Genomic DNA, 11,731 nt, shown 5'->3' on the forward strand with positions numbered 1-11,731 from the left:
TAGTTGGAGAAGGAATGGTCAAATGAGGATACTGATCGTAAGTGATACACACAAGGCCCATGGAAATCTGGAAAGAGTGCTGCAGATGGAGGGACCCATCGATATGCTGATCCATCTGGGTGATGTGGAAGGGAGAGCGGACTATATTGAGGCGATAGCCGGCTGTCCGGTGCATATGGTGAGCGGAAACAATGACTTCTTCTCCGATCTGCCCTGGGAGGAAGAATTTTTCATCGGGGATCACCATGTCTTTATCACCCACGGGCATGGCTACTTTGTTGGAATGAATGAGGACAAGCTGAAGGCGGAGGCGAGAGGCCGGGGAGCAGACATTGTCATGTACGGCCACACCCACATGCCTGCCCTCACGATAGAAGCGGACCTTGTGACACTGAATCCGGGCAGTATCTCCTACCCCAGGCAGAAGGGGAGAAAACCCAGTTATATTATGATGGAGATGGACCCGGAGGGCAGAGCATTCTATGAGATAAGATACCTTGTGTGAGGCTGTTATCGGATCCGGATGAAAAAATAAAAAAAGTTGTTGACATCGGAAGAAGGTTCAGATATAATTATTCTCGTGCCACGTGAGTGCGCACAAGTGAATAGGCCTCGGGGTGTGGCTCAGCTTGGCTAGAGCGCCTGGTTTGGGACCAGGAGGTCGCAGGTTCAAATCCTGTCACCCCGATCATCACATATGCGGGTGTAGTTCAATGGTAGAACACCAGCCTTCCAAGCTGGATACGTGGGTTCGATTCCCATCACCCGCTTTCTTGGGGCAGTTACACGGACAAGCCTTGAGAACTGTATTTGAGTCTGTAGCTCAGCTGGATAGAGCAACGGCCTTCTAAGCCGTAGGTCGAGGGTTCGAATCCCCCCAGGCTCGTTGACACGTTCACAGACAGGACATGTGTCATGGTTGTGGCGGGTCGGTCCATAATGCCTTGATAAGAGGCCTGGTGTATGGAGATAATAGTATATGGTGGGTATAGCGCAGTTGGTTAGCGCGCCAGATTGTGGCTCTGGAGGCCCAGGGTTCGAATCCCTGTATCCACCTTTACCCGAAAGGGCTATTGGGCTATCGCCAAGCGGTAAGGCACAGGACTTTGACTCCTGCATTCGTTGGTTCGAATCCAACTAGCCCAGTTTTATGTATGGGCGTGTAGCTCAGGTGGTAGAGCACTTGACTTTTAATCAAGTTGTCCGGGGTTCGAATCCCCGCACGCTCACTGACACGCAGCTAAAAAGGCTGCGTGTTTTTTCATCCTGCGGATGTGGCGGAACTGGCAGACGCGCCAGACTTAGGATCTGGTACTTCGGTGTGCAGGTTCGATTCCTGTCATCCGCATGTATTTTTGTTCGGGAAGCGGTCGGATGCTGCGAAAAGCAGCGCCCGGCCGCTTCTCTTTTCTGGTGCTTGACAGCCGGGACAATTAATGATATAAGAAATATTGTTTGCTACTGTGAAATGAATGTAAAATTTCTTGTAAGAGAGGGCTGTAAAAGATGCACCGCAAACTCAGAACAGTCATGTTGATTATAGCAATGGCCATCATCTGTGTGGCCGCGCCTTCCAGCCTTTTTCTAAGAGGAGAGGCTTCAGATGTACCGCCCACCGTCACACACGCCGGCATCTGTCATATAGACAACTCCTGCGGGATGAGCCTGTATGACGTGTGTCTGGACGACAGCGCGAGTCATAAGACGGGGGGAACCCTGGTAAGTACGGCAGGGCGGACAAAGCATGGCGCTGGCAGAGGGCAGTGGCTGACATGGCTGTGCTGTCCTGCTCTGGCAGCTTTGTTCCTGTGCGCCCGCATGAGGAAAAAGGCGGTGCTCCTGAAACCAGACCCATATCTTCCTGCACGGTTTCTGTGCGATCTATTTATCCTGTATCAGAAAGATGGAAAAAAGAGAGAAGCTGTTTTGCTGACAATGTGACATCACTTGCAGAAAACAGGAGTAAAAAATGAAAAGCAGAATAACACTTATCGGATTTTTTAAGAGACAGCCTGCCGGGCGGCTGATAGCGATAGGCTTTGCCTCAGTGATCCTTCTGGGGGCCGTGCTTTTGTGTCTGCCTGTATCCGTGAAGGACGGAGCGCATGTATCCTTCATCGACGCGCTGTTTACATCCACAAGCGCTGTCTGTGTGACGGGGCTGATCGCCATTGACACGGCGGACCATTTTACGGCCTTCGGGCAGGGACTGGTGGCTCTGCTGATACAGGTCGGCGGCCTGGGAGTGACCTCGGTGGGCGTGGGACTGATGCTGGCGGCAGGAAAGCGGGTGAGTATCAAGACAAGGCTTCTCGTGAAGGAAGCCCTGAACGTGGATAGTTACAAGGGGATGGTGCGCCTCATACGGTCTGTCCTCCTGATGACGCTTCTCTTTGAGGCGGCCGGGGCTATCTTAAGCTACCCTGTGTTCAGTCGGGACCATGAGCCGCTCCACGCGGTGGGGATCAGCATTTTCCACTCCATCGCGGCCTTCAACAACTCGGGATTTGACATCCTGGGAGGCCTTCGGAACCTGACCATTTACCAGGACAGCGTCCTTCTGAACCTGACCACGGCCGGGCTGATCATATTCGGCGGCCTGGGCTTTCTGGTCATTATGGACATTGCAAAGAAAAGGTGCTTTAAAAAGCTGTCCTTCCACTCCAAGGTGGTCATCTCCACAAGCATTGTGCTGATCATCGCAGGCACGCTGCTTTTAAAGGCCACGGAGGATATTTCCTGGCTGGGAGCGTTTTTCCAGAGCGTGTCGGCCAGGACGGCGGGATTTTCCACCTATGCCATCGGAGATTTCACGAACGCCGGACTTTTCGTCCTGTGCGTGCTCATGTTCATCGGCGCTTCGCCGGGATCCACCGGAGGCGGTATCAAGACCAGCACCTTCTTTGTGCTGTTCCAGGCGGCCAGGAGCGCATGTGTGAAGAAAAATGTCTGCGCGTTCCGGAGAAGTATTTCCCGGCAGAATATTTCAAAAGCCAGCATGATCACTGTGCTGTCCATGATGGTGGTGTGCGTGGCCACCTTCCTTCTGTGTGTGCTGGAGCCGGACCGCACGTTTATCCAGGTGTTCTTTGAGGTGGTGTCCGCTTTTGGAACGGTAGGACTTTCCACGGGCATCACGCCTGGCTTAAGTGTGGCGGCCAAGATCGTCATTATCTTTGTCATGTTTATCGGAAGACTGGGAGCGTTTACGCTCCTCACTATCTGGATCAGCCATCCGGAACCGAAGATACGCTACTCAGAGGAGAATATTGCCATCGGCTGATAGAGGAGAAAAAATCATGAGGAAAAAATCGAAATTAACATACGGAGTCATTGGTCTGGGACGCTTCGGCATGGCACTTGCCGTGACGCTGGCAGAGTCCGACAATGACGTCATCGTCATGGACCGGGAGGAGAGCTCCATACGGGAAATGCGAAATTATACAGACTATGCCTTTGTGACAAATGACCTGAGCATGGAGGCGCTGAGGGAAGCGGGTATCCACAACTGCGACGTGGTCATCGTCTGCATTGGCGAGAAGGTGGATGTCAGCGTCCTGACTACCATGAGCGTGATAGAGATGGGAGTTCCCAGGGTCATCGCCAAGGCGCTGTCGCCGGAGCAGGGCGCTGTGCTGAAAAAGCTGGGCGCCGAGGTGGTCTACCCGGAGCGGGATATGGCACTGCGTCTGGGACGCCGGCTTCTGTCCGGGAATTTCCTGGACTATATCCCCCTGGACCACAGCGTGCAGATCACACAGATCCGCATCCCGGAGAGGATGGTGGGAAAAACCGTGGAGCAGATCCAGCTCCGGCGGAAATACGGCCTGAACATCATTGCCATAGAGAGCGGCAGCGAGACTACCATAGAGGTGCAGCCTGATTACCAGCTTAAGGACGGCGACATCATCGTAGTCATCGGAAAGGCTGACAATATCAATACATTTGAGGAAAGCCTGTAAACAGCAGGCGGGAGGGAAAAGGTTTATGGATGTTTCGTTAAGTTATTTCCTGGATGCCATGTCCGGCAGCCCGGTCCTTGTCATTACGCTGCTCCTGACGCTGGGAGTGATCTTCGTCAACGGATGGACGGACGCGCCCAACGCCATCGCCACCTGCGTGACGACGAGATGTCTGCCGGCCCGCACGGCTATCATGATGAGTGCGGCCTTCAATTTTCTGGGTGTGTTTGTCATGACCCAGATCAACAGCTCCGTGGCATCCACCATAAGCAACATGGTGGACTTCGGCAGCAATACCCAGGAGGCTCTGGTGGCCCTGTGCGCGGCCCTCATCTCCATCGTGGTGTACAGTGTGGCCGCTTCGGTCTTCGGCATTCCGACCAGTGAGAGCCACAGTCTCATTGCGGGTATATCCGGCGCCGCCATCGCCATCCAGGGCGGCGTGGGCGGCATCAACGGGGCGGAGTGGGTCAAGGTCATCTACGGCCTTGTGCTGAGCCTGGCTCTCGGATTTATCACCGGCTGGGTCATCTGCCGGGCCATTACGGTCCTTTGTCAGAACATGGAGAGGCGCAGGGCGGACCGGCTCTTCGGGGGGGCCCAGATCGTGGGCGCCGCCGCCATGAGCTTCATGCACGGGGCTCAGGACGGCCAGAAATTTATCGGCGTGCTGTTCCTTGGCATCGCCTTCTGCAACGGCCAGAATTCGGTCAGCGGCATGGAGATCCCGGTGTGGCTCATGCTCCTGTGCAGTATCGTCATGGGGCTTGGGACGAGCGTGGGAGGAGAGAAGATCATCAAGTCCGTGGGCATGGACATGGTGAAGCTGGAGCGCTACCAGGGCTTTTCTGCCGACCTGGCAGGGGCCTTCTGTCTGCTCCTCTCCAGCGTGTTCGGCATCCCTGTATCCACCACCCACACAAAGACCAGCGCCATCATGGGCGTGGGTGCGGTGAAGCGGCTGTCCGCCATTAATTTTAATGTGGTGAAGGACATGATGCTCACCTGGATCTTCACATTCCCGGGGTGCGGCATTATCAGCTTTGTGATGGCCAAGATATTCATGGCTGTCTTTTAGGTAAAATACAGGAGAAAAGGAGAAAAGAACAATGTCAAAAAAACAGGACGCGTTTTATTATGATAATTTTGCCGCGTGTGCGGAGCTTGCAAGAAAAGCGACCCATTTTCTGAAGGAGAAGCTGACGGCCTTTGACCCGGCGAAAATGGAGGAGAATATGGAGGAGATCCACCGGATCGAGCACGAGGCGGATGAAAAGAAGCATCAGCTCACAGACCGGCTGGCCAAGGCCTTCATCACCCCCATTGAGAGGGAGGATATCATATCCTTAAGCTACAATATCGATGAGCTGACTGACAAGGCGGAGGAGGTCTTCATCCGCATCTACATGAACAATGTGCAGACCATCCGTCCGGACGCCCTCAGGATGCTGGACATCGTCATCGCCTGCACGGAGGAGGTGTGCGCCCTTGTGAAGGAGTTCCCGGATTTCCGCCGCTCCAAAAAGCTGAATGAGAGTATCATCCGCATCAACTCCCTGGAGGAGCAGGCGGACAGGATCTATTTTGCCAGCATGAGGGCGCTCCATACGGAGGTAGGAGATGTGCTGGAGATCCTGGCCTGGAGAGAGATCTACACCTACCTGGAGAAGTGCGCGGACGCCTGCGAGCACGTGGCGGACGTGGTGGAAGAGGTTGTGATGAAAAATTCCTAGACCGGTTTTTTTCGAAAATATTTCTTGCATGTTTACAAAAAATATGATATAAGTAAACACGTATGGAAAACAGATATGGCTTCCATGCAAATATTTTTTCGGCAGCAGAGAGACAGGCTGCCTTATTGATTGAGTTAGAAGCTCAAATTTTATAAGTTGGTTACTTTATAACCAGTGTGCAAAAAGGCATACAAAACTTGTGAAACGGTCAATAAGAGTAGTAAAAGTAAAAATATTTGCTATATAGACTCTAAAAGGTCCCATATCTGTCCATAACATGACACCAGGAAACGCGAAAGGATTTTTCTGCGGGTGTGTCTGTATGTATATTTGTGATAGAGTGATGAAACGCAAGTGGAAGGTGCCCTTCTGCCTGCGTTTTTTTGTTCTGCCGGAAAGTCCCTGGGACGCCCGGGCAGGATAAGAGTCCTCCGGCGGGACCGCAGGCGCTGCAGGAAGGAGTGAGTGAAGCATGAAAAAATATGTACAGGAGGATGCCCCCATCTACGAGGCGCTGGAGCAGTTCCGGAGGATGCGGATCGTGCCCTTTGACGTGCCGGGGCACAAGAGGGGAAGAGGGAACCCGGAGCTCTCAGAGCTTCTGGGGGACAGGTGCGTCAATATCGATGTAAACTCCATGAAGCCGCTGGACAATCTGTGCCATCCGGTCTCTGTGATCAAGGCGGCGGAGGAGCTGGCGGCGGAGGCCTTCGGGTCGGCCCACGCCTTTCTCATGGTGGGCGGCACCACATCGGCGGTCCAGAGCATGGCCCTGGCCTGCTGTAAAAAGGGGGATAAGATCATCATGCCGAGGAATGTCCACAGGAGCATTATCAATGCCCTTGTCCTGTGCGGCGCAAGGCCGGTGTATGTGAACCCGGATGTGGACCGGCATCTGGGGATCTCCCTTGGCATGAAAGTGGAGCAGGTGGAGCAGGCCATCCGCGACAACCCGGACGCGGTGGCCGTGTTTGTGAACAACCCCACATACTACGGCATCTGCTCCGATCTTCGGACCATTGTGGAGGCGGCCCACAGCCACGGCATGAAGGTGCTGGTGGACGAGGCCCACGGCACCCACTTTTACTTCGGGGAAAACTTCCCTGTGACAGCCATGGCCGCAGGGGCGGATATGGCGTCGGTGAGCATGCACAAGTCCGGCGGGAGCCTGACCCAGAGCTCCCTCCTCCTGGTGGGGAAGGACATGCACCCCGGCTACGTGCGGCAGATCATCAATCTGACCCAGACGACCAGCGCCTCCTACCTGCTGCTTTCCAGCCTGGACATCTCCAGGAGAAATCTGGCCCTGCGGGGGAGGGAGGCCTTCGCGAAGGTAGCGGAGCTGGCAGAGTACGCGCGGGAGGAGATCAACCGGATCGGCGGCTACTACGCTTTTGGCGATGAGCTGGTGAACCGGGACAGCGTCTATGCCTTCGACCCCACAAAGCTGTCTGTCCACACCCTGGACATTGGCCTGGCCGGCATCGAGGTGTACGACATCCTGCGGGATGAGTACGACATCCAGATCGAGTTCGGGGATCTGGGAAACATGCTGGCTTACCTGTCCATCGGCGACAGGAAGCAGGAGGTGGAGCGCCTGGTCAGCGCCCTGGCGGACATCAAGCGGCGTTACCAGAAGGACAAGACAGGTATGCTCTCCCAGGAGTACATACCGCCCCGGGTGGTGATGACGCCCCAGGAGTCCTTCTACGCGCCCAAGGAACAGCTCCCCATCCAGGAGGCGGAGGGGCGGATCTGCAGTGAGTTCGTCATGTGCTATCCGCCGGGGATCCCCATCCTGGCGCCGGGGGAGGAGATCACGGACGAGATCATCGAGTACATCCTCTACGCCAAGGAGAAAGGCTGCTCCATGACCGGGCCGGAGGATGAGAAGATCGAGAAGCTCAATGTTGTCACAGAGAAGAAGGGAGGCGTGTAGACCATGGAAATGTGGTTTTCAGATGAACACACAGAGGACGTGAAGCTGTCCATCCGCATCAAGGAACAGCTTTTCAGCGCCCAGAGCGAGTTCCAGCGGATCGATGTGCTGGACTCCCGGGAGTTCGGCCGGATCCTTGTGGCGGACGGGGACCTGATGCTGACAGAGAAGGATGAATTCATTTACCACGAGATGATCACCCACGTGCCCATGGCGGTGCACCCCCATGTGGAGGACGTGCTTGTCATCGGCGGGGGCGATGGCGGTGTGGTCCGGGAGCTGATCAAGTACGAGGAGATCCGCCACATCGATGTGGTGGAGATGGATCCCCTTCTTGTGGAGGTCTGCCGGAAATATATCCCGGAGATCGCCTGCAGTCTCAACGATGAGAGGGTGGAGATCTTCCACGAGGACGGCCTGCGGTTCATCCGTTCCCAGACGGACCGGTATGACCTCATCATCATCGACTCCCCCAACCCCTTCGGACCCGGGGAGGGACTGTTCACAAAAGAGTTTTACGGGAACTGCTATAATGCCCTCCGGGAGGACGGCATCATGGTCAACCAGAATGAGAGTCCTTTTTACACGGAGGAGGCTTTCCAGTGCCAGCGGATGCACAAGCGGATCGTGGAGACCTTTCCCATCTGCCGGGTGTACCAGGCCCACCTGCCCTCCTACCCGTCGGGGCACTGGCTCTTTGGCTTTGCGTCAAAGAAGTACCATCCCCTGGAGGATTTAAACGCTGTGGCCTGGAAGCTGAAAGGCATCCGCACAAGATACTATGAACCAAGACTGCACGCAGGGGTGTTTGCACTGCCTGTCTATGTGGAGGAGCTGCTGGAAGATGTTGAATAAAAATATTGTAGATTACATGGGATGTGACTGTACATACGAGGAGGCGGACATTGTCCTTTACGGGGCGCCTTTTGACTCCACCACCTCCTTCCGGCCGGGGACCCGCTTTGCCGGTGGCGCCATACGGACGGACTCCTACGGGCTGGAGCTGTACAGTCCGTACCAGGACAGAAGCCTGGAGGAGTGCCGGGTCTTTGACATGGGAGATCTGGAGCTGGCCATCGGAAGTTCGGAGAAGGTGCTGGATGAGATCGAGGAGACGGCCGGGGAGATCTTCCGGGACGGGAAGCTGCCCTTCCTCATCGGAGGAGAGCACCTGGTGACCCTGGGAAGTGTCCGGGCGGCGGCCCGGAAATATCCCGGTCTCCACATCATACATCTGGACGCCCACACGGACCTGCGGGAGGATTACCTGGGGGTGGAGCTGTCCCACGCCTGCGTCCTTCGGCGGTGCTGGGAGCTGCTGGGGGATGGCCGTATCCACCAGTTCGGCATCCGCTCCGGGGAGAGGGCGGAGTTTGGCTGGGCCCGGGAGGGACACACGGATCTTCATCCTTTCACCCTGGAGGGGCTGGGGGAGACGCTGGAGGAGTTGAAGGGCGTCCCGGTGTACTTCACGGTGGACCTGGATGTGATGGACCCGTCCGTCTTTCCCGGGACAGGGACGCCGGAGCCGGGAGGCGTAAGTTATATGGAGCTGCAGAGAGCCGTGACGGAAGTGTGCCGGAAGGCAGAGGTCATCGGGTGCGATGTGACAGAGCTGAGCCCGCCTTTTGACCCCACAGGGGCTTCCACGGCCGCGGCATGCAAGATCATAAGGGAGATGCTCATCGCCCTTGGAACAAAATAGAAAAGAGAGAAGAAAAGGAGGATATTAGAAATGGGAAAAGTACTGATCATCGGATGCGGAGGAGTGGCCAGCGTGGCTATCCAGAAATGCTGCCAGAACAGCGAGGTGTTTTCAGAGATTTGCATCGCCAGCCGCACCGTGTCCAAGTGTGACGCGCTGAAGGAGAAGCTGGAGGGCACTACAAAGACAAAGATCACCACCGCCCAGGTGGATGCGGACAATGTGGAGGAGCTGAAGGCGCTCATCAGAAAAGTGGAGCCGGAGGTGGTGCTGAACCTGGCTCTTCCCTACCAGGACCTTCACATCATGGACGCCTGCCTGGCCTGCGGCGTACACTATGTGGACACGGCCAACTACGAGCCCGAGGACACGGCAAAATTTGAGTACAAATGGCAGTGGGCCTACCGGGACGCCTACGAGAAGGCAGGCCTTACAGCCCTTCTTGGAAGCGGTTTTGATCCGGGAGTGACCAGTGTGTTCTCCGCCTACGCGCTGAAGCACTATTTTGACGAGATCAACTATATCGACATTCTGGACTGCAATGCGGGAGACCACGGCTATCCCTTTGCCACCAACTTCAACCCGGAGATCAACATCCGGGAGGTGTCCGCCAAAGGCTCCTACTGGGAGGACGGACACTGGGTGGAGACAGAGCCCATGGAGATCAAGCGGGTCTACAACTTCCCGGAGATCGGCCCGAAGGATATGTATCTTCTCCACCACGAGGAGATCGAGTCGCTGGCTCTCAATATCCCTGGCATCAAGAGGATCCGCTTCTTTATGACATTCGGGGAGAGCTATCTCACCCACCTGCGGTGCCTGGAAAATGTGGGAATGACCTCCATTGAACCCATTATGTTTGAGGGGAAAGAGATCGTGCCCCTGCAGTTCTTAAAGGCCGTGCTGCCGGATCCCTCCTCCCTGGGACCGCGGACAAAGGGAAAGACAAACATCGGCTGCATCTTTGTGGGAAAGAAAGACGGAAAAGAGAAGAAGATCTACATTTACAATACCTGTGATCACCAGGAGTGCTACAAAGAAGTGGGCTCCCAGGCAGTGGCTTACACCACAGGCGTGCCGGCCATGATCGGCGCTATGATGATCTTAAACGGCACATGGAAGAAGCCGGGCGTGTATAATATGGAAGAGTTTGACCCGGATCCGTTCATGGAAGCGCTGAACAAGTGGGGACTTCCCTGGAAGGTCAGCGAGGACCCGGAGCTGGTGGACTAGGAGAGAAAGATGAGACAAAGCAAGATACATACGCCCTGCTACATCGTGCAGGAGCGGGCGCTCAAGGAAAATCTGGAGCAGCTTGCCGGCCTGGCCCGGGAGACGGGATGCCGGATCCTGCTGGCTCAGAAGGCCTTCTCCATGTTCCGGGTCTACCCCCTCATAGGAAACTATCTGGCAGGGACCACAGCCAGCGGCCTCTACGAGGCCAGGCTGGGGGCGGAGTGCATGGGGAAGGAGAACCACATCTTCTCCCCCGCCTACCGGGAGGAGGAGATGGGCGAAATCCTCTCCCTTTGCGGACACATAGTCCTCAACTCCCCCCAGCAGATACGGAGATACAAGAGGCAGATCCTGGCGGCGGGGAGGAGCCCGGGACTTCGTGTCAATCCGGAGTGCTCCACCCAGGAGGGCCACGCCATCTACGATCCCTGTGCCCCCGGCTCCCGGCTGGGGACTACCCTCTCCCAGCTTGAGAGGGCCCTTGCGGAGACGCCGGACCTGCTGGAGGGGATAGAGGGGCTGCATTTCCACACTCTGTGCGAGCAGGACGCGGACGCCCTGGCAGTGACCCTGGATGCAGTGGTGGAAAAGTTCGGTGTGTACATGGCGAAGATGAAGTGGGTGAACCTGGGCGGCGGACATCATATCACCCGCCTGGGGTACCACATGGAGACGCTGAAGCAGTGCATCCGCCGGGTGCAGAAGCTCTGCGGAGGGACAGTCTATCTGGAGCCCGGGGAGGCGGTGGCGCTGCAGGCCGGGACGCTTCAGACCAGTGTGCTGGAGATCACGGAAAACGGCGTGCAGACAGCCATCCTGGACGCCTCCGCCGCCTGCCATATGCCGGACGTGCTGGAGATGCCCTACCGCCCGCCCCTTTCCGGGGCAGGCCTTCCAGGGGAGAAACCTTTCACATACCGCCTGGCAGGCCCCACCTGTCTGGCGGGGGATGTGATCGGAGACTACTCCTTTGACCGCCCCTTGGAGACCGGGGATGTGCTGGAGTTCCAGGACATGGCCATCTACTCCATGGTAAAAAACAATACATTCAACGGCATGGCCCTTCCGGATATTGTCCTTGAGAGGGAGGACGGGAGCAGGGAGCTGGTGCGCCGGTTCGGCTATGAAGATTTTAAAGGCAGGCTTTCGTAAGCCT

11 protein-coding genes and 7 tRNA genes are annotated in these 11,731 nt (G+C 56.2%); all 18 read left to right on the forward strand.

Annotation, left to right across the window (positions count from 1 at the left end; translation table 11 throughout):
- The first annotated feature begins 22 nt into the window (after positions 1 to 22).
- The 18 genes from FGQ86_RS01360 (at position 23) to nspC (ending at position 11,727) form a co-directional block, all read left to right on the forward strand.
- Positions 23 to 505, forward strand: coding sequence for a metallophosphoesterase (locus FGQ86_RS01360; RefSeq protein ID WP_138302780.1), 483 nt, complete (start codon positions 23 to 25; stop codon positions 503 to 505).
- Positions 506 to 613: 108 nt separating this feature from the next.
- Positions 614 to 688 (forward strand) — tRNA-Pro (locus FGQ86_RS01365).
- 11 nt (positions 689 to 699) lie between these two features.
- Positions 700 to 770 (forward strand) — tRNA-Gly (locus FGQ86_RS01370).
- Between the two features lie 42 nt (positions 771 to 812).
- Positions 813 to 886: transfer RNA gene (locus FGQ86_RS01375), tRNA-Arg, on the forward strand.
- A 96-nt stretch (positions 887 to 982) separates the two neighbouring features.
- Positions 983 to 1,056 (forward strand) — tRNA-His (locus tag FGQ86_RS01380).
- A gap of 18 nt (positions 1,057 to 1,074) precedes the next feature.
- Positions 1,075 to 1,146, forward strand: a tRNA-Gln gene (locus FGQ86_RS01385).
- Between the two features lie 10 nt (positions 1,147 to 1,156).
- Positions 1,157 to 1,229: transfer RNA gene (locus tag FGQ86_RS01390), tRNA-Lys, on the forward strand.
- 39 nt (positions 1,230 to 1,268) lie between these two features.
- Positions 1,269 to 1,348, forward strand: a tRNA-Leu gene (locus FGQ86_RS01395).
- 158 nt (positions 1,349 to 1,506) lie between these two features.
- Positions 1,507 to 1,941, forward strand: coding sequence for a hypothetical protein (locus FGQ86_RS01400; protein ID WP_138302781.1), 435 nt, complete (start codon positions 1,507 to 1,509; stop codon positions 1,939 to 1,941).
- A 28-nt stretch (positions 1,942 to 1,969) separates the two neighbouring features.
- Positions 1,970 to 3,283 carry a potassium transporter TrkG gene (locus FGQ86_RS01405; protein WP_138302782.1) on the forward strand — a complete coding sequence of 438 codons (1,314 nt, stop codon included), beginning with the start codon at positions 1,970 to 1,972 and terminating at the stop codon, positions 3,281 to 3,283.
- A 16-nt stretch (positions 3,284 to 3,299) separates the two neighbouring features.
- Positions 3,300 to 3,962 (forward strand): TrkA family potassium uptake protein, encoded by a 663-nt coding sequence (locus FGQ86_RS01410; RefSeq protein WP_033124697.1) that lies wholly within the window; start codon positions 3,300 to 3,302, stop codon positions 3,960 to 3,962.
- Positions 3,963 to 3,987: 25 nt separating this feature from the next.
- Complete coding sequence (locus tag FGQ86_RS01415; RefSeq protein WP_138302783.1) at positions 3,988 to 5,040, forward strand: inorganic phosphate transporter; 1,053 nt, start codon at positions 3,988 to 3,990, stop codon at positions 5,038 to 5,040.
- Positions 5,041 to 5,071: 31 nt separating this feature from the next.
- Positions 5,072 to 5,695: a DUF47 family protein gene (locus FGQ86_RS01420; RefSeq protein WP_033124699.1), complete on the forward strand. Its 624-nt coding sequence runs from the start codon at positions 5,072 to 5,074 to the stop codon at positions 5,693 to 5,695.
- A 472-nt stretch (positions 5,696 to 6,167) separates the two neighbouring features.
- Positions 6,168 to 7,634 (forward strand): aminotransferase class I/II-fold pyridoxal phosphate-dependent enzyme, encoded by a 1,467-nt coding sequence (locus tag FGQ86_RS01425; protein ID WP_033124700.1) that lies wholly within the window; start codon positions 6,168 to 6,170, stop codon positions 7,632 to 7,634.
- Positions 7,635 to 7,637: 3 nt separating this feature from the next.
- On the forward strand, positions 7,638 to 8,489 hold the full coding sequence (speE, locus tag FGQ86_RS01430) for a polyamine aminopropyltransferase (protein ID WP_033124701.1): 852 nt from the start codon (positions 7,638 to 7,640) through the stop codon (positions 8,487 to 8,489).
- Positions 8,479 to 9,339, forward strand: coding sequence for an agmatinase (gene speB / locus FGQ86_RS01435; RefSeq protein WP_138302784.1), 861 nt, complete (start codon positions 8,479 to 8,481; stop codon positions 9,337 to 9,339). The genes speE and speB overlap by 11 nt, the downstream gene beginning before the upstream one ends.
- A 30-nt stretch (positions 9,340 to 9,369) precedes the next feature.
- The gene (locus FGQ86_RS01440) at positions 9,370 to 10,572 is read left to right on the forward strand and encodes a saccharopine dehydrogenase family protein (protein ID WP_033124703.1); all 1,203 of its coding nucleotides are present in this window, start codon (positions 9,370 to 9,372) and stop codon (positions 10,570 to 10,572) included.
- Positions 10,573 to 10,581: 9 nt separating this feature from the next.
- Positions 10,582 to 11,727 carry a carboxynorspermidine decarboxylase gene (nspC, locus tag FGQ86_RS01445; RefSeq protein WP_138302785.1) on the forward strand — a complete coding sequence of 382 codons (1,146 nt, stop codon included), beginning with the start codon at positions 10,582 to 10,584 and terminating at the stop codon, positions 11,725 to 11,727.
- The last annotated feature ends 4 nt before the right edge of the window (positions 11,728 to 11,731 follow it).

The organism is Clostridium sp. BSD2780061688st1 H5, assembly GCF_005845155.1.
In the GTDB taxonomy this organism is placed as follows: domain Bacteria; phylum Bacillota; class Clostridia; order Lachnospirales; family Lachnospiraceae; genus Claveliimonas; species Claveliimonas intestinigallinarum.